General features: G+C 59.4%; 12 protein-coding genes and 1 pseudogene. 10 read left to right on the forward strand and 3 right to left on the reverse strand.

The features are described from left to right. The first annotated feature begins 310 nt into the window (after positions 1-310). The 3 genes from ACFO6X_RS08305 (at position 311) to ACFO6X_RS08315 (ending at position 4,594) form a co-directional block, all read left to right on the forward strand. Positions 311-1,630, forward strand: coding sequence for a hypothetical protein (locus ACFO6X_RS08305; protein WP_382431933.1), 1,320 nt, complete (start codon positions 311-313; stop codon positions 1,628-1,630). 137 nt (positions 1,631-1,767) lie between these two features. Continuing rightward, entirely contained in the window at positions 1,768-2,481 is a 714-nt protein-coding gene (gene queC / locus ACFO6X_RS08310) for a 7-cyano-7-deazaguanine synthase QueC (RefSeq protein WP_382431935.1), read from the forward strand. A gap of 241 nt (positions 2,482-2,722) precedes the next feature. Further along, positions 2,723-4,594 carry a phosphoenolpyruvate carboxykinase (GTP) gene (locus tag ACFO6X_RS08315; protein ID WP_382431937.1) on the forward strand — a complete coding sequence of 624 codons (1,872 nt, stop codon included), beginning with the start codon at positions 2,723-2,725 and terminating at the stop codon, positions 4,592-4,594. Between the two features lie 84 nt (positions 4,595-4,678). Here ACFO6X_RS08315 and ACFO6X_RS08320 read toward each other — a convergent pair whose 3' ends face one another. Further along, positions 4,679-5,833 carry an RNA-guided endonuclease InsQ/TnpB family protein gene (locus tag ACFO6X_RS08320; protein WP_382431939.1) on the reverse strand — a complete coding sequence of 385 codons (1,155 nt, stop codon included), beginning with the start codon at positions 5,831-5,833 and terminating at the stop codon, positions 4,679-4,681. A gap of 21 nt (positions 5,834-5,854) precedes the next feature. Between ACFO6X_RS08320 and ACFO6X_RS08325 the strand changes: the two are divergent. From ACFO6X_RS08325 to ACFO6X_RS08335, 3 genes and pseudogenes are all read left to right on the forward strand, one after another. Then, positions 5,855-5,953: pseudogene (locus tag ACFO6X_RS08325) on the forward strand (IS200/IS605 family transposase); the annotation flags it as partial. A gap of 184 nt (positions 5,954-6,137) precedes the next feature. Continuing rightward, on the forward strand, positions 6,138-9,425 hold the full coding sequence (locus tag ACFO6X_RS08330) for an Ig-like domain-containing protein (RefSeq protein ID WP_382431941.1): 3,288 nt from the start codon (positions 6,138-6,140) through the stop codon (positions 9,423-9,425). Further along, positions 9,422-9,652 carry a hypothetical protein gene (locus ACFO6X_RS08335; RefSeq protein WP_382431943.1) on the forward strand — a complete coding sequence of 77 codons (231 nt, stop codon included), beginning with the start codon at positions 9,422-9,424 and terminating at the stop codon, positions 9,650-9,652. Before ACFO6X_RS08330 ends, ACFO6X_RS08335 begins: the two co-directional genes overlap by 4 nt. 6 nt (positions 9,653-9,658) lie before the next feature. On the opposite strand, the gene ACFO6X_RS08340 is transcribed toward ACFO6X_RS08335, so the two are convergent. Next, positions 9,659-10,144 (reverse strand): YidB family protein, encoded by a 486-nt coding sequence (locus ACFO6X_RS08340; protein ID WP_382431945.1) that lies wholly within the window; start codon positions 10,142-10,144, stop codon positions 9,659-9,661. Positions 10,145-10,170: 26 nt separating this feature from the next. Beyond that, entirely contained in the window at positions 10,171-11,355 is a 1,185-nt protein-coding gene (locus ACFO6X_RS08345; RefSeq protein ID WP_382431947.1) for an MFS transporter, read from the reverse strand. Positions 11,356-11,505: 150 nt separating this feature from the next. Here ACFO6X_RS08345 and ACFO6X_RS08350 point away from each other — a divergent pair, with 150 nt between their 5' ends. The 4 genes from ACFO6X_RS08350 (at position 11,506) to ACFO6X_RS08365 (ending at position 17,709) form a co-directional block, all read left to right on the forward strand. Then, a complete protein-coding gene (locus ACFO6X_RS08350; protein WP_382431949.1) occupies positions 11,506-12,564 on the forward strand; it encodes an efflux RND transporter periplasmic adaptor subunit in 1,059 nt (352 codons plus the stop codon). A 10-nt stretch (positions 12,565-12,574) separates the two neighbouring features. After that, the gene (locus ACFO6X_RS08355) at positions 12,575-15,829 is read left to right on the forward strand and encodes an efflux RND transporter permease subunit (RefSeq protein ID WP_382431951.1); all 3,255 of its coding nucleotides are present in this window, start codon (positions 12,575-12,577) and stop codon (positions 15,827-15,829) included. A gap of 34 nt (positions 15,830-15,863) precedes the next feature. After that, complete coding sequence (locus ACFO6X_RS08360) at positions 15,864-16,223, forward strand: carboxymuconolactone decarboxylase family protein (RefSeq protein WP_460536223.1); 360 nt, start codon at positions 15,864-15,866, stop codon at positions 16,221-16,223. An 82-nt stretch (positions 16,224-16,305) separates the two neighbouring features. Then, a complete protein-coding gene (locus tag ACFO6X_RS08365) occupies positions 16,306-17,709 on the forward strand; it encodes a TolC family protein (RefSeq protein WP_382431955.1) in 1,404 nt (467 codons plus the stop codon). Positions 17,710-17,856: the final 147 nt, after the last annotated feature.

Genomic DNA, 17,856 nt, shown 5'->3' on the forward strand with positions numbered 1-17,856 from the left:
TGCACCAGCACCAGCACCAGCACCAGCACCAGCACCAGCACCAGCACCAGCACCAGCACCAGCACCAGCACCAGCACCAGCACCAGCACCAGCACCAGCACCAGCACCAGCACCAGCACCAGCACCAGCACCAGCTCCAGCTCCAGCTCCAGCACCAGCTCCAGCACCAGCTCCAGTCACGATTGGAGGTGGGCAAAGCGGCCAAATTGTCAGTGGTCAAACTGCCACGCTGAATGGTGCGGGAGTAGTACAGGTTGCCGGGGGCAGCCGTGTTCTGATTCCTAGTGGCAACACGGCCCAAGGCGCCACCTTGGAACTACCAGCGGGCATCTTAAGTGCGTCCCCTGTAGAAGTGGTGATTGGCAATGTGGCTCTGCAATTGCAAACCCAGCAGGCGACCACGCTCAGAGTCACTATTTTGTTCATCAATGGACTACCTACACCGGTATTGCAAATAACGAGTGGTCAACTCACCTTGACAACCACGGCCGGGATAGGGCAACCACTACTGGCATTGCCAGGTGGAGGGGTGCTGAACGCCCATGCAGCCCAGGTGCAGATCCAAATCAGCCGCCACACAGATACCTTGCACTTTGCACCCACTCAGGGAAGCGTGTCCACAGGAGCGCAAGGTGGTGGGGCCTCTGCCCGCCACGCAGCCAGAACGCTGGCAGCCACCATGTCGGCGGCACCCAGTGCATCTGATGTGACTGTGGTGATGACCGGTGAATGGGCCAGCTTGGATGATCAGGGCCACTGGCTAGGACATTGGCTAGGGTCTCTCAATCACGATGGCGGACAACCCGGAGATGCTTTAGTGCTGGCTCCAGTTGCTCCCCTCACCGTCAATGCATTTGTGCCCCGTCTCAATGGCTTGTCAGCACGACTGGATCCCACTTTGGCGCTGTACCAGCATGTAGAACGCGCATTGACCGATGCTATCGGCACCACGGTGACCAGCACAGCCCAAAACCCATGGGGCAATCTGCATCTGACCACTCCGCAAGGCAGCATCCATGCGTTGCCTGTGGGGCCCATCCGTATCGACGCTACACGTCCTTATGGCGTGACGGCACATGCCTCGGGTGGTTTGGAAGTAGCAATCAATGGCGTGGTGATCACCTTGGTTCCTGCTATCGCCGACTTGCCACAATTGGCAGCACAGGTGGCGCAGTGGGGAACACAGGCACACCTGACTTTGCATAGCAGCGGCAGCCTGATGGCATCCATCGGCACGACTACCTGGGTGTTGCGCCCAGACTGGCTGCAATCGACCAACACCGCTGCCACTCCTGCCAGTTTTATGCTGGATGCCTCGGGCCGTCTGTTGTATACCGATGCGCAACGGCGGGTGCAAACGCTGCATCCAGCTTTTGTCGATGGTGTGCAATTGCATGCCATCCTTCAGCAGGCGTTGCCACAGGTTGAACTGCAAACACAAACAGACGGTTCGGTGCGTATTCAGCACGGCACTGGGGCGCTGGTACTTTCACCAGATATTGCACTCACGCCTATGAGTGATGAAATGCTGACCAGTACACAACAAGGCAAAACCTGGTGGCTAGGAACTGACCACCGGCTGTACTTCTTGATGGATGGCATGGTGCAAGGGACAGTGCTCCAACCTTGAGGTAAGCGGTGTAGCACCTCAGAGCAGCACTGCCAGGTAAATCGCTAAAATTGCCCATTTTTTCATCAATCCGGCCCCGCTATCTGCGGGGCTTTTCTTTGGGGTGTGCAGCTGGCAACCCCACGCAAGGAATGTCGATGCGCGAAGGAAATGCACTGGTCTTGTTCTCTGGCGGTCAAGACTCCACCACTTGCCTGGCATGGGCACTGGAACAATTTGCCCATGTCGAAACCATCGGGTTTGATTACGGCCAGCGCCACCAAGTGGAGCTGCAAGCGCGCCAAGACGTGTTGCAGGCGTTGCGAGCCCAGTTTCCACACTGGGCCCATCGGTTAGGCGAGGATCACATGATCGATCTGGCTGTGCTGGGCCAGATCAGCGATACCGCCCTGACACGCGACACCGAAATCGCCATGACCGCCGCAGGGCTGCCCAATACTTTTGTGCCAGGACGCAACCTGCTATTTTTCCAGTTGGCAGCTGCCGTGGGCTACAGGCGCAGTCTGCACACACTGGTGGGTGGCATGTGCGAAACCGATTTTTCAGGTTATCCCGACTGTCGGGATGACACCATCAAGGCTTTACAGGTAGCCGTGTCATTGGGCATGGGGCGGCGCTTTACCTTTGAGACGCCGCTGATGTGGCTGGACAAAGCCCACACCTGGGCGCTGGCACAGACACTGGGCGGCACAGCACTGATCGACATCCTGATCGAGCAATCACACACCTGCTACCACGGCAACCGCGATGTGCGCCACCCTTGGGGCTATGGCTGCGGTCAATGCCCTGCCTGTGTGCTGCGCCAACGCGGTTTCACCGATTGGCAGCAGAACACAGAAACACGCGCATAACGTTATGCTTTTTTTGCATAAATATCCCAGATAACGCACAGACAAAAACCGGGTAGCTTCATAAAATCGTCATCCCAGCCGCCGGGGTGGTTCCAATCCGGGTCTGCCTTGTGTGGCGGTAGGTGCCTTCCAAGCCGTTTTTTCAAAGGCAGCACAGCGTCCGCTCTCTGTGCCGTGGCTGCCGTGCCCATGCGGGTTTGTTTCCTTTGAAAAACCGATTTTCAATTGAAGGAAACCTCCGATGAATGCACCCGCCATGCAGGGCTTGAATATCAACGCCCCCACTTACGTCAAAAACGCCCGCCTGTTGGCTTGGGTGGCCGATATGGTTGCTCTGTGCAAGCCCAACAATATCGTCTGGTGCGATGGCTCACAGGAAGAATACGACCGCCTGTGCCAGCAACTCGTCGATGCAGGCACCTTCAAGAAGCTCAACCCCGCCAAGCGCCCCGGCAGCTTCTTGGCATGCTCCGACCCATCCGATGTCGCCCGCGTCGAAGACCGCACCTACATCTGCTCGGAGAAAAAAGAAGACGCTGGCCCCACCAACAACTGGATGGCCCCTGCCGACATGCGCGCCACCCTGCAACCGCTGTTTGACGGCTGCATGAAAGGTCGCACCATGTATGTGGTGCCCTTTAGCATGGGCCCGCTGGGCAGCCACATCGCCCACATCGGCGTTGAACTGACCGACAGTGCCTACGTGGCTGTCAACCAAAAGCTCATGACCCGCATGGGCAAGGCCGTGTATGACGTGCTGGGCGTCGATGGCGAGTTTGTGCCTTGCATGCACACCGTGGGCGCGCCCTTGGCCGAAGGCCAAAAAGACGAAACCTCTTGGCCCTGCAACCCCAAGGTCAAGTACATCGTTCACTACCCCGAAACACGCGAAATCTGGTCTTATGGTTCTGGCTACGGCGGCAACGCACTGCTGGGCAAAAAATGCTTGGCCTTGCGCATTGCCTCCACCATGGGCCGCGACCAAGGCTGGTTGGCCGAGCACATGCTGATTTTGGGCGTCACCAACCCCCAAGGTAAAAAGTACCATGTCGCGGCAGCCTTCCCCAGCGCCTGCGGCAAGACCAACTTCTCCATGCTGGTGCCCCCAGCAGGCTTTGACGGCTGGAACGTCACCACCATTGGCGACGACATCGCCTGGATCAAGCCCCATGCCGATGGCAAGATGTACGCCATCAACCCCGAAGCCGGCTACTTTGGCGTGGCCCCCGGCACCAACACCCTCACAAACCCCAACTGCATGGCCAGCTTGGACAAGAACGTCATCTTCACCAACGTGGCTCTGACCGACGATGGCGATGTGTGGTGGGAAGGTATGGAAAAAGATGCTGGCAAGATGCCCGAGCACCTGATCGACTGGCAAGGCAAAGACTGGACTCCCGCCATCGCCAAAGAAACCGGCGCCAAAGCAGCCCACCCCAACGCCCGCTTCACGGTAGCAGCAACCAACAATCCAGCACTGGACAGCGCCTGGGATGATCCGGCTGGCGTGCCCATTGACGCCTTTATCTTTGGTGGCCGCCGCTCCACCACTGTGCCGCTGGTAACCGAAGCACGCACTTGGATGGAGGGCGTGTACATGGCAGCCACCATGGGTTCGGAAACCACCGCTGCCGCCTTCGGTGCCCAAGGCGTGGTGCGCCGCGACCCGTTTGCCATGTTGCCCTTCTGTGGCTACAACATGAGCGACTACTTCCAGCACTGGCTGGACATGGAACACAAGCTCGAAGAGCAAGGCCACACCCTGCCCAAGATCTTCTGCGTCAACTGGTTCCGCAAGGACGAAGCGGGCAAGTTTGTCTGGCCCGGTTATGGCGAGAACATGCGCGTACTCAAGTGGATGCTGGACCGTATCGAAGGCCAAGCCCAAGGCGAAGAAACCATGTTTGGCGTAGCGCCCCAGTATGCCGAAATCAACTGGACTGGTCTGGAGTTCAGTGCAGAACAGTTCAACACCGTGACCAGCATCGACAAAGCTGCTTGGGCCGAAGAGTTCAAGTCGCACGATGCCCACTTTGAGCTGCTGTCCTACCACATGCCTAAGGAACTGATCGAGACCAAGGCTGCATTGGAGCAGCGCCTGGCCGCTCTCTGATCCAGAGGGAGGCATGACTACCGGCACACCATGCCGGTAGTGCCGTGGCAACCATGCGTTAGCGGGATTGACATCCTCTCCGGGCTAAACCCCGGAGATTCCTACTGCTAGACGGCGATGCCCCGCCGCGAGAATGTTGCGTGCTGCATTCACGTCGCGGTCGTGTACCGCTGCGCAGTCGCTGCACGTCCATTCCCTTATTCGCAAACCCGCCCTACCTTTCGGACTGCTGGCGGGTATGCTCCCGCAGCACGAGCAAGTTTGGGTTGAATACGCTTCGTTCACTTCCATAAAGACGATACCGGCCTGATGGCTCTTGTATTCCAACATCGTCTTGAGCGTGGTCCAGCCCGCATCCAGTGTGGACTTGGCCATCTTGGTTTTAACCAGCTTTGCGCTGGCTACGTCGCCCACGAAGATGGCGGCGTTTTCTCGCACCATCGTGGTGCTGAATTTGTGCAGCGCATCTTGGCGCTGATGGGCAATTTTTGCGTGGATGGCTTTGACCCGGTGCTTTTTATGCGCCCGTTGTGCTTTAGCCAGTTCCAATTCATGTTGGCGATACCAGCGGCCATGCTCTTTTTTTTCGTTTGACGCCGTGGCACAGTCTTTCAAGCCCAAGTCGATACCCACACTGGCCGTTGCCGTTGCCGTTGCCGTTGCCGTTGCCGTTGCCGTTGCCGTTGCCGTTGCCGTTGCCGTTGCCGTTGCCGTTGCCGTTGCCGTTGCCGTTGTAGGATTAGCTTGTGCCTTGACTACGATATTGAGATGCCAACGCCCCCGGTTGTCCTGACTAAAACTGCCAGAACGTAGCTCATAGTCTGCCAAGCCGTAACTATCCCAAAGGCTCAATTTCTGTCCGGCAAAGGCGACTTGCCCTGCCTTGTACTGCAAGGCCCGCGCTTTGAAAGGAATCCAGCCCAAGCTGTATTTGCTGCTCTGGGGATTGGAGACACGCCAGCGCAGCTGGGCTTTTTTGAACTGCCTGCGGGCCTTGGCGTAGTCTTCACACACTTGCTGCACGGTGGGCGAGCCGATGTGTACCCCATCGCACTTGCTGAAACCGTTGGTCAGCTTTTGCAGGTCGTAGCCCGAAAGCCACTGGTGGCGCTCACGGATGGCGCGGTGGCTGGTTTCATTGCAGAAGTTCCAGACCTGATTGACCTCACGCGCCATCGCAGACAGCACTTTGGCATGCTTGTCTTTGATGCGCAGACGCAGGGTTTTGGTGCAATCCATGCTGTGCATTATGCTTAAACGCAGGGGGGTCTATGGTCGCCCTCCTACTTTGCCTCAAGTTGCGCAGGTGCGCCGATTGGTATTTTTAAACAATCCATCCAAGAGCAGCAAACGCCCCATGAGGACGCCTACGGCGTCCGCGCTCTCGACCGCGGGCTGAACCCCGAGGCTTCCCGCGCACTGGTGAACCTCCCGCTATTTTTTTGGGCTGGGCTACAGGTTCAAATCTACGCCCGCATTGTCTGTGCGGCGATAGAATCGTTTCACACACCCGCCAAATTGGGGCAGATACGGAGCGATTCTCATGGCTACTCCCTACTGGACATTCGATCAGGTCTATGCCCAACTGAATTCGGGCCACCAGTGGACGGGCGGTGTCATCACCTATGCTTTTCCCTCCAGCCCCAGCGGCGCTTACTCTCAGGGAGAAGAAGCCTTGTTCCGGATGGCCAGTGCTGATCAACAAGCGTTGATGGCACAAGCCCTGCAAACCTGGGACGATTTGATTGCCCCCAATTTTCGGCAGACCACCGCCACCGGCTCCAACATCGAATTTGCCTATACGCGCTCCAACATCGGTTATGCGCACGCCTACTACCCCACAACGGGCAGCATTTGGTTCAATGGTGCCGAGCCTACACTGACTGCACCGGACATCAGCAGCTACGGTTTTCTGACGCTGATCCACGAAATCGGCCATGCACTCGGGCTCAACCACATGGGGGATTACAACGGCGAGGGCGCCTTCACACCCTCCTCGTTTCAAGACTCCACCGTTTTGTCGGTCATGTCTTACTTTGGGCCTTATGGCTCCTCGTCGCAGCGGTCTAATGAGGTGGCACAAGCGGACTGGCAGGCCTCGGATGGTGAGTACTACTCGCCCCAAACGCCGATGCTCAACGATGTGTCCGTCATCCAACGCATCTATGGCGCATCCACCACCACGCGCACCGATGACACCATCTATGGTTTTGCGAGCAACATCACGGGCACATCTGCCAATGTGTACGATTTCAGCCTCAACCGGCACCCCATTCTTACTATTTTTGACTCCGCCGGTCATGACACGCTCAACCTGAGCGGCTTTGCAAGCGCCTCCAACTTGTCGCTGGTAGACGGAGTCTACTCGTCGTGCAACGACATGAGCAACAACTTGGCGATTGCGGCCAACTGCGTGATTGAAAACGCCATCACGGGCAGTGGTCATGATCGCATCACCGGCAATGCCGTAGCCAACCGCATCGATGCCGGGGCTGGCGACGATGTGATCAATGGTGGTGAAGGTGATGATGTGCTGATTGGCGGCGCAGGCAATGACACCATCGATGGTGGGGGCGGCAGTGACATCGCCATACTGACAGGCGCATTGGCCAACTACACCTTTGATTACGATGCAGTGCGCAATCTCTACACCATTGCAGGTGCGGCCACAGACATCAACATTTTCTCGAATGTAGAGTATTTTCAGTTCAGTGATGTGCTGCGCCCAGCCAACGAGTTGTTTGAGCACGAAGACAACACTGCCCCAACGTTGCTGAGCCGAACCCCCGCCGACAACGCCACCGCCGTGGCAGCCGGTGCCAACTTGGTTTTGACTTTCTCTGAGGCTGTACAGGCTGGCAGCGGCGATCTGGTGATCCACAACGCCAACGGCAGCGTGGCGCAGATCATTGCCATCACAGACACCACGCAGGTCTCGGTCTCGGGCCACACCGTCACCATCAACCCAGCGGCAGACTTGGCCGCTGGTGCCACCTACTATGTGCAAATGGCATCTGGGGTGCTAAAAGACTTGGCGGGCAATGCGTTTACGGGCCTGACGGGCAGCACCGCTTGGAACTTCAGCACCGCGGTGTCGGCACTCAACGACGACTACAGCAACTCCACCAACACCACCGGGGTGGTCACACTCAATGGGGCAGCCACCGAAGGCAATATCAACTTCCAAGACGATGCGGATTTGTTCAAGGTCTACCTCACGGCCGGTACCAGTTACACATTTACGCTGACACGCACTGCGGGCGGGCTGACAGACCCCTATTTGCAACTCTACAGCACCGATGTGGAGCTGATCACCTACGACGACGACAGTGCAGGTGATGGCAATGCCTCCATTACCCATACCGCCAGCACCACCGGCCTGTACTACTTGGCCGTTTGGGACTACGACACAGGCACCGGCACTTACCGGCTCAGTGCTGCGACCTCGCAAGACGATTACCCGTGGTCTACGGCAACTACGGGTGAAGTGGTGGTCAATGGGGCTAACAGTTCCGGCCATATCAACACAGTGGGTGATGCAGATCTGTTCAAAGTGGATCTCACTGCTGGCACCACCTACACCTTTGCCCTGTCGCGCTCGGGCAGCGCCGGTTTGGCCGATCCTTACCTGCTGCTGTATGGGCCTGATCTGACCAAGCTCAGTTTTGACGACGAGAGCGGCGGTAACGGCAATGCCCAAATCACGTTCTCGGCCAGCACCAGCGGCACCTACTACCTGGGGGCCATGGACTACGACACAGGCACCGGCACCTACCAACTCAGTGCCATGACGGCACAGGACGATTACCCGTGGTCTACCGCCACTACGGGTGAGGTGGTGGTCAATGGGAGTGCCATCTCCGGCACCATCGGTACCGCCGACGATGCAGACCTGTTCAAAGTGGCGCTCACCGCCGGTACCACCTACACCTTTGCCCTGTCGCGCTCAGGCAGCACCGGCCTGAACGATCCTTACCTGCTGCTGTATGGGCCTGACCTGACCAAACTCGGTTTTGACGACGAGAGCGGCGGCAACGGCAATGCCCAAATCACGTTCACCGCCTCTACCAGCGGCACCTATTACCTCGGCGTGACCGACTACGCCACAGGCAACGGCTCTTATACATTGCGTGCCACCACAGGTGGACAGGGCGTGCTGCAAGGCACTGCACTGGCGGATGTGCTGATTGACGAGGGAGGCAGCTCACAAATCTACGGCTTGGGGGGCAACGATTGGATAGAAGGTGGTGCTGGCAATGACCTGATTGATGGTGGTGATGGCATCGATTGGGCCTGGTATGCAGGCACACGCAGTGAATACAGCTTGGCCGGCAGTGCCAACCGCTGGACACTGGCAGACTACTTAGAGCTCGATGGCATAGACACCTTGGTGTCAGTGGAGCGGCTCAACTTTGCCGATATCAATTTGGCTTTGGATATGGATGTCAGCCAATCTGGCGGCAAAACCGCCCTGATAGTGGGAGCAGCACTGGGGGTGGAATGGCTGGACAACCGCCCCCTGCTTGGGGCGCTGCTGGACTACTTTGATACGGGGCGCAGCTTGGCCGATGCAGCATCGGTGCTGGTAGATGCAGGAATCATGCGCGATTTTGCCGGCGGTGCCTCCAATGGGGCCTTGGCCCAGCTGCTTTACCGCAATGTGATGGGCAACCCCACAGACACGACCACTGTGAGCCAATGGACAGGGCTGATGGACAGTGGCGCATACACCCAAGCTGAGTTTTTAGCCACCGTAGCGTCACTACCGGCCAATCAGAGCCATGTGAACCTGGTTGGATTGGCGGCCAACGGGCTAGAATTTATCGCATGAGCAGCGCAGAATCGCCACTTTCCGCAACCCCTGAAACGTTGACAGCGATTGTCAATGTTCTAGGAGCGGTCGTGTTTGCCGCAGTGCGCCAGTTACCAGCGGATAGACAAGCCGCCTTTGCAGCGGACTTGGAGTTGATGGCCGCCAATGCCCAAGCCCAAGGCGAGGAACAAACCAGCCTGTTACTGGCCGATATGTGCCGGGCAGCCTTGGCCGCTGCCGGTTAGTCGCACTTAACTCCGGGGCTTGAACAGTTCTCCCAGCATCCCGAGCAGCTCGAGCTCGGGTGCTGCGCCTGGCACACCAGCAGGCAACTGCCCATTGGGTGTGAGCCGGTCGATCAGCCCCGGCAGCAGTTGCGATAGTTGCCCGGCGGCCTCGCCTTGACCCACCCCCAGTTGGGCTGCAATTTGGGCCAATGGCCCTTCGCCCAATACCCGGCCCAACTGCTCCCCAGACAGGGCAGCATTGGGGCCGTTGCTCAGCCACGAAGCCACTGCATCGCCCAGCCCAGCCTGCTGAAAACGGGCCAACAACCCCGGCAAACCTCCCACCGGGCTTTGCTGGCCCAGCAAATCCACCACCACCTGCACCAGTTGGGGGTTGTTGGCGGCCATACCGAGCAAACTCTCCCAACCGCCCGCTGAACCGTTGCCGGCAGTCTGGTTCTGCGTGGCGCTGTTGATGACTGCGCCGAGTACGGAATCGAGCAAACCCATGTGGATCTCCTGTGGAAAACAAAACGCTAGTGTGGCCTATTCCCTGCAACCCGGCGTTGGTGTAGGGCCAACCACAGAAGGGCGGCCCCCGTGATAGCGATGGGGAACAAAGAGCCGAGGTTCAACCACCACCAGCCTTGGGTAGTCACCAAGGCGCCAGAAGCAAAAGAGGTAAGTGCCATAGTGGCAAACACTGCAAAATTAATGGCCGCCTGAGCGCGGTCTTTTTCTTCGGGGCGATAGGCTTGCAAGGCCAAGGTCGTGCTGCCGGTAAACAGAAAATTCCAACCCACACCGAGCAAAAACAATGCAACCGTGAACTGCGCCACCTCTTGCCCCGACAGCGCCACCAACACACACAGCAGATTGAGCAACACCCCCACCCCCATCACCGGCAGCACCCCCCAACGCCGAATCAAGTGGCCGGTAAAAAACCCAGGAGCAAACATCCCCACCACATGCCATTGCAGTACGAAGGCCGCTTCGTCAAAGGCATAACCGCACACCTGCATAGCCAGCGGGGTAGCGGCCATGAGCAGGTTCATCACACCATAGCCCAATGCCGACCCTAGCATAGCCACCACAAAAGCGGGCTGGCGTAGCAGCTGTGCCAAAGGCCGCCCCGGCCCGGCTTGGCTGGCAGCAGCAGAAGTGATGGCCTCAAAACGGATGGCAGCCATGCAAGCCATAGACAACAGAGCCACACCAACCAATGCCAGGTAAGTAGCCACAAACGGTGCCTCTAAGCTGTTGCGCGTGTGGTTGGCCAGATAAGGGCCAGCCACCGCCCCCAGCAAGCCCCCAGCCAACACCAACGACACCGCTTTTTCCCGAAAACTGGGTGCAGCCAATTCTGCCGCCGCAAAACGATAAAGCTGGCCATTGGCACTGTAGTAACCCGCCACCATCGTGCCTAAACAAAGCCCGATGAACTGGCCGCTGTGTACGGCCCAAGCACACCACAAAGCACAGACCAGCGCCACCGCCAGCCCTATCTGAAACGACACCTGCCGCCCCCAGCGCCGCTGGCTGCGCGCCACCAACCCGGTCGATAGTGCGCCCCCCACCACATAGCCCATCACGGGCAGCGTAGCCATCCAACCATAGGGGGCCAATTGCAGACCCACCAAGCCATTGATGGCGATAAAGACCACGTTATTGGTCAGAAAAAGGCCTTGGCACAAGGCCAGTAGCCACAGGTTGCGGTTCATAGATTGTGAAGCCAGAAGAAAAAAGGAGAAAAAACCCACGCAGCACGCACTGTAGTGGCGGCAGGGGTCGTTGTTCATCAACTATTTGACTATTTAACTACTTATGCAAATAATAGCTGCTATGTCTTCCCCTGCCTATCGCTGCTGCCCATGCTGAAAATTCGTCTCCTTGCGCTGTTCTTGGCTGTGCTGCTGTCTGGCGGGGCCAATGTTGTGCTTGCCGCCAATCTGGCAGCGGTGCCCGCCCAAGCGGCAGGCACTCCTGGCCGCACGAGCTTTGATGGCACCGTAGAGGCTGTGCGCCAGACAGTCGTAGCGGCACAGGTGCCCGGTGCGGTGGTCGAGCTGGCCGTCAAGGCAGGCCAGCGGGTGCAGGCTGGGCAGCTACTGTTGCGCTTGGATGCCCGCACAGCCGACCAAAATGCCGCTGCCGTCGATGCCCAAGTGCAGGCAGCCCAAGCGGCGCTGGAGGTAGCCACGCGCGAGTACCAGCGCCAGCAACAGCTGCACCAGAAAAAATATATCAGCCAAGCCGCTTTAGAGCAGGCCCAAGCACAATTCAAGGCCAACAAGGCACAAGTGACTGCACAAATGGCCCAGGCGGGAGCCGCCCGCACCCAAAGTGGGCTGCACACGGTGCGCGCACCTTATGCAGGCGTCATCGCTGAGGTGCCGGTGGTGTTGGGCGATATGGCCATGCCCGGCAAGCCACTGCTCACCCTGTACGACCCCAATGCCTTGCGCGTCACGGCGGCGCTGCCACAGTCGGTAGTGCAGCCCGAAATAGCCTCGGGCATACAGGTAGAACTCCCTGGCGTGGTCGGTACAGCCCAATGGCCGCAACCGCTACGGGTGCAAGTGTTGCCCACGGTAGATGCGGGCACACACACCGTACAAATCCGGGCTGATTTGCCCACGGGCCTTGCAGGCGTGGTGCCGGGCCAGTTTGCCCGCCTCTGGTTGCCTCTGGCAGACCGGGCTGCCGCTGCCGTTGCCCGTCCGGGCACCGTTTCTGTGCCACTCCAAGCGGTGGTGCGCCGCGCCGAAATGACAGGTATTTATGTGCAAGGCGAGGGCGGCCAACCCCGCTTGCGCCAAGTGCGGCTAGGCCGCACCAGCGGCGATAGGGTAGAGGTGCTGAGCGGCCTGACGGCTGGCGAAAACGTCATCACCGACCCGGCAGCGGCCAGCCGTGCGCCAGCACAGTGAGGCCACCACCATGAGCCAGTCCACTGAGAAACACGCCTTGGGCGTTTCGGGCCGCATTGCCGGTTTTTTCCAGAGCGCACAAATCACACCCCTGCTGGCGCTGTTGGCGCTGCTGCTGGGCGTTTTTGCCGTACTGGTCACGCCACGCGAGGAAGAGCCACAGATCAATGTCACGATGGCTAATGTGTTGGTGCCATTTCCGGGTGCCAGCGTGCGCGATGTGGAACAGATGGTCGCCATCCCGGCAGAACAGGTGTTGTCGCAAATCACTGGCACTGAACATGTGATGTCGCTCTCACGCCCCGGCTTGGCTATTCTGACCGTGCAATTCAAGGTGGGTGTACCACGCACCGAGGCGCTGGTGCGCTTATACGACACCGTACACTCCCATGCCGACTGGCTGCCAGCGGGCTTGGGCACGTTGGCGCCCATCATCAAACCCAAGGGCATTGACGATGTGCCCATCGTCACCCTCACACTGCACAGCCCGCGCACCGATGCAGGCCCCTTCGATCTGGAGCGGGTGGCCCACAGCATCGAGGCTGATCTCAAGCGTGTGCCCGGCACACGCGAAGTGAGCACGGTGGGCGGCCCGGGCCGTGCTGTGTTGGTAGAGCTAGACACCGCCCGCATGCGCAGCAGCGGCGTGACGGTGGATGACCTGCGCCGTGCTCTGCAATCGGCCAATCTGGGCCTACCCGTGGGTGAACTGCTGGGCGGCAACCAAGCCGTGAGCATCGAGTCTGGCCCCTTCTTGCGCAGTGCCGACGAGGTGGCCGAACTGGTGGTGGGCGTGCGCAGTGGCAAGCCAGTGTTTTTGCGCGAAGTTGCCAATGTGCGCGATGGCCCCTTGCCCCCAAGCCGCTATGTTTGGCATGGCACGGCGGGTAAAGACGCCACCACATCCCCTGCCATCACCCTCAGCATCACCAAAAAGCCGGGGGAAAACGCCATCGACGTAGCCAATGCCGTGCTAGAACGGGTGGCACTGCTCAAAAACACGGTGATTCCGGCAGACGTCCACATCACCGAGACGCGCAACTATGGCGCTACTGCCAACGACAAAGCGCAAAAGCTGATTCAGAAACTGCTGTTTGCCACCGCCTCGGTGGTGGCGCTGGTGTTCATTGCACTGGGCAAGCGTGAGGCGGCGATTGTGGGCACGGCAGTGGTGCTGACGCTCACCGTCACGCTGTTTGCCTCTTGGGCTTGGGGCTTTACGCTCAATCGGGTGTCGTTGTTTGCGCTGATTTTTTCCATTGGCATTTTGGTGGACGATGCCATCGTGGTGGTAGAAAACATCCACCGCCACCAACAGCTGTACCCTGGCAAAACGCTGGCGCAGATCATTCCTGGTGCGGTAGATGAAGTGGGCGGCCCCACTATTTTGGCGACGCTCACGGTGATTGCTGCGTTGCTGCCAATGGCGTTTGTGTCTGGGTTGATGGGGCCGTACATGAGCCCCATCCCCATCAATGCCAGCATGGGCATGTTGCTGTCACTGGCCATTGCCTTTGTGGTGACGCCGTGGTTAGCCCGTTTGTGGATGAAGGCCATACCCGCGCACGACAGCACCGCCCCCGCACAAAACCACGGGCTGGCAGGCCAGATCACACCACTGTTTACCCGCATCTTTACGCCACTGCTGGATAAAAACCGTGGCTCGCGCCACCGCGCTCTGCTGGGGCTGGGCATTGCGGGGCTGATTGTGCTGTCGGTAGCACTGCCAGTGGCTGGGCTGGTGCTGCTCAAGATGCTGCCGTTTGACAACAAATCCGAATTCCAAGTGGTGGTAGACATGCCCGCCGGTACGCCGGTAGAGCAAACCGCTGCCGTGCTGCACGAGTTGGGTGCCCATTTGGCCACCGTGCCCGAAGTCACGCACTACCAAGCCTATGCGGGCACCGCTGCCCCCATCAACTTCAATGGGTTGGTGCGCCAGTATTACCTGCGTGCAGGCGGCGAAGTAGGGGACATCCAGGTCAATTTGGTGGACAAGCACCAGCGCAAAGACCAAAGCCACGCCATTGCCACCCGTGTGCGCCCAGCTTTGCAGCAAATTGGCCTGCGCTACGGCGCCAACGTCAAGGTGGTGGAAGTACCGCCCGGCCCCCCCGTGTTGGCCCCCATCGTGGCAGAAATCTACGGCCCCGAAGAAGCAGGCCGCCGCCAAGTGGCCAAGGCCGTGCGCGCCGTGTTTGCCAAAACCCCCGGCGTAGTGGACGTGGACGATAGCAGTATTGCCTCGGCCCCACGCACCTTGCTATTGGTGGACAGGCGCAAAGCAGCCCTGTTGGGTGTGCCACAGCAAGCCATCGTGACCACCCTGCGCGCCGGACTGGCTGGCGAGGCTGCCACCTACCTGCACGATGAAAGCAAATACCCCACCGCCGCTGTGCTGCAACTGCCCGCCGAACAACATGGCGATCTGGCAGCCCTGCTGCAACTGACGGTGCGCAGTGCCTCGGGTGCCTTGGTGCCAATTCGTGAATTGGTGACGGTGAGCGACACCGTGCGCGAGCAACCCATCTATCACAAAGATTTGCTGCCCGTGAATTTTGTGGTGGCCGATATGGCTGGCACTGTGGACAGCCCGCTCTACGGCATGTTCACCATGCGCAGCGAAATCGCCCAACTGCCCATGCCCGATGGCGGCCCGCTGACCGAATACTTGATCCACCAACCCCAAGACGCCTGGCGCGGCTATGCCCTGAAGTGGGATGGCGAGTGGCAAATCACCTACGAAACCTTCCGCGATATGGGTGCGGCTTATGGCGTGGGACTGATTTTGATTTACCTGCTGGTAGTGGCGCAATTTGGCTCTTACCTCACGCCGCTCATCATCATGGCCCCCATCCCGCTAACGATCATTGGCGTCATGCCCGGCCATGCGCTGCTGGGAGCGCAATACACCGCCACCAGCATGATTGGCATGATTGCGCTGGCGGGCATCATCGTGCGCAACTCCATTTTGCTGGTGGACTTTATCAACCTGCAAGTGCGCAGCGGCATGCCCTTTGAGCAGGCCATTGTGCAATCGGCCATCACCCGTGCCCAGCCCATTGTGCTCACTGGGCTGGCGGCCATGCTCGGAGCCTTCTTTATTTTGGACGACCCTATTTTTAACGGCTTGGCCATCTCGCTGATCTTTGGCATTGCCGTCTCCACCCTGCTCACGCTGGTGGTCATTCCCATCCTCTATTACGTGGCCTACCGCCACCGGCTGGACGCATTGCACCCAGCACCGGCCCCTGCAGCCGATTGACCCCGTTTGCTTGTGTTTTTCTAACTTCTGGAGTGTGACCATGCTGGACTCTTACCGTGATTTGACCCGTGACATCTCTGCCGAATTGGGCAAGCTGCGCACTGAAATCCCCGAAACGCTGCAAGCCTTCCATGCACTGGGCAAGTCGGCCTCTGCCGAGGGTGCTTTGGATAAAAAAACCAAAGAACTGATAGCCGTGGCGCTATCGGTGGCAGCCCGTTGTGATCCATGTGTGGGCTTCCATTTGCAGGCATTGGTCAAGCTGGGGGCCACCCGTGCCGAATTGGCCGAGGTGCTGGCAATGGCGGTGTATATGGGCGGCGGCCCCTCGCTGATGTACGCCGCCAAGGCATCGGCGGCCTTTGACGAGTTCAGCACAGCGGCAGCGGCCTGATGTGCCCGTGCTGGGCGCGACACGCCGCCAATGTGGTTTATTGGATCAAAGCCCGCTTTACCCGCCGGAGATAACACACACCATGCGCCAAGCGTTTCAATGCACCTTGCTCGCCCTGTCGGCATGGGCCACCTGTTTGCCCAATGCCCACGCTACCGATCTGCTTCAGGCATGGCAGGCAGCACAAACGCATGACCGTGAACATGCTGTGGCCCGGGCCGCCCATGCCAGCGCCCAGCCCCAGCGTGACCAAGCCACGGCGTTGTGGCGGCCCAATGTGACCTTGAGTGCCACCGCAGGCGTGGGCAGCAGCGAGACCGACACCCAAGGCGCGCAGTTTGCTGCGCCGGGCATGAACCGCTCCAACGGGGTGGATTTCAGCACCTCAGTCACGGGGGGCACGTCCAGCCGTTGGGCCATTCAGGCCAACCAGCCGCTTTACAGCCCCCAGCGCAAAGCCCAGCAACAACAATTGCGTCTGGCTGCTGAACAAGCCGACTTGCAATGGCAAGCGGCACAGCAAGCACTGATCTTGCGCACCACGCAGCACTATCTGGCATTGGCCCTGGCGCAAGAGACAGTACGCGTGCTCGACCAACAACTGACTGCCGTACAACAGGCAGCAGCCGAGGTACAAGAACGCTTTGATTTGGGCAGTGCCCCCATCACCGACACCCGCGAGGCCCGCGCTCGCTTGGCAGCGTTGCATGCCCAACGGTGGGCCGCCCAAACCAGTTTGGACGTGCAACGCCGTTGGCTGGCCGACAACACCGGCTTGGCCCCCCAAGCCTTGCAACCTCGACTGCCCGTCACCACCGCCAACACTGGCGCACAGGATGAGTCCACTTGGCAGGCCCAAGCCAATACCGGCAACCTGGAGTTGCAAATGCAGCGCCTAGGGGTGGACTTGGCGCGCGCCCAAGCCAGCCAGTACCAGCCTGGTGCATCGGCCAGTGTGGATCTGGTAGCCCAAGCTGGGCAAGAGCGGCTGCACGGCAGCGGCGACTTTGGCAACGCACGCAACAAAGGCAGCAATGCGCTGATTGGCGTGCAATTGACGCTGCCACTGTGGACGGGGGGCTGGCGCAGCGCCAAGCAAGCGCAAGCCCTCAGCCAACTCGAGCAAGCCCAAGCCCAAGTAGACAGCACCCAAGCCAATGTAGCCCAACAAGTCCATGCCACTTGGCTCGGGCTGGCCACAGGCCACGAGCGGGTGCAAGCCCTGAACGAAGCCCTGCAAGCCAGCTTGTCGCGACGCGACGCCACCCAGGTCGGCCATGAAGTGGGCCACCGCACCACACTGGACTTGCTCAACGCCGAGAACGACACCGCCAGCGCCCGCTTGGCACTGGCCCAAGCACGCACCGATTGGCTGCTCGACAGCCTGCGTCTGGCCGCTCTGGCTGGACAACTGGACGAATCGGCACTGCGTGCGGCCAATGCCTTGCTAGAACCAGCAGAAGCACTGGTGCGCTCTGCACCATAGGGTGCTTTGGCAAGATGACACCCTTGGCAGAATGACCTCTTAGATTCAGCCCATTGGAAGAAAGCGCGGGCTTATTGGGCGGCAGGGAAGTAGACAGGGCGTGGAGCACCAAGACCCTGCTGAATTTGCCGGTTGACATCCTCCTCG

It is taken from the genome of Giesbergeria sinuosa, assembly GCF_042652905.1.
Taxonomy (GTDB): domain Bacteria; phylum Pseudomonadota; class Gammaproteobacteria; order Burkholderiales; family Burkholderiaceae_C; genus Simplicispira; species Simplicispira sinuosa.

What these genes read in the sequence shown, in the direction of transcription:
- ACFO6X_RS08315 (WP_382431937.1), top strand. Translation starts at nt 2,723, where the DNA reads ATGAATGCACCCGCCATGCAGGGCTTGAATATCAACGCCCCCACTTAC.
- ACFO6X_RS08335 (WP_382431943.1), top strand. Translation starts at nt 9,422, where the DNA reads ATGAGCAGCGCAGAATCGCCACTTTCCGCAACCCCTGAAACGTTGACA.
- ACFO6X_RS08340 (WP_382431945.1), bottom strand. Translation starts at nt 10,144, where the DNA reads ATGGGTTTGCTCGATTCCGTACTCGGCGCAGTCATCAACAGCGCCACG.
- ACFO6X_RS08345 (WP_382431947.1), bottom strand. Translation starts at nt 11,355, where the DNA reads ATGAACCGCAACCTGTGGCTACTGGCCTTGTGCCAAGGCCTTTTTCTG.
- ACFO6X_RS08355 (WP_382431951.1), top strand. Translation starts at nt 12,575, where the DNA reads ATGAGCCAGTCCACTGAGAAACACGCCTTGGGCGTTTCGGGCCGCATT.
- ACFO6X_RS08350 (WP_382431949.1), top strand. Translation starts at nt 11,506, where the DNA reads ATGCTGAAAATTCGTCTCCTTGCGCTGTTCTTGGCTGTGCTGCTGTCT.
- ACFO6X_RS08365 (WP_382431955.1), top strand. Translation starts at nt 16,306, where the DNA reads ATGCGCCAAGCGTTTCAATGCACCTTGCTCGCCCTGTCGGCATGGGCC.
- queC (WP_382431935.1), top strand. Translation starts at nt 1,768, where the DNA reads ATGCGCGAAGGAAATGCACTGGTCTTGTTCTCTGGCGGTCAAGACTCC.
- ACFO6X_RS08330 (WP_382431941.1), top strand. Translation starts at nt 6,138, where the DNA reads ATGGCTACTCCCTACTGGACATTCGATCAGGTCTATGCCCAACTGAAT.
- ACFO6X_RS08320 (WP_382431939.1), bottom strand. Translation starts at nt 5,833, where the DNA reads ATGGATTGCACCAAAACCCTGCGTCTGCGCATCAAAGACAAGCATGCC.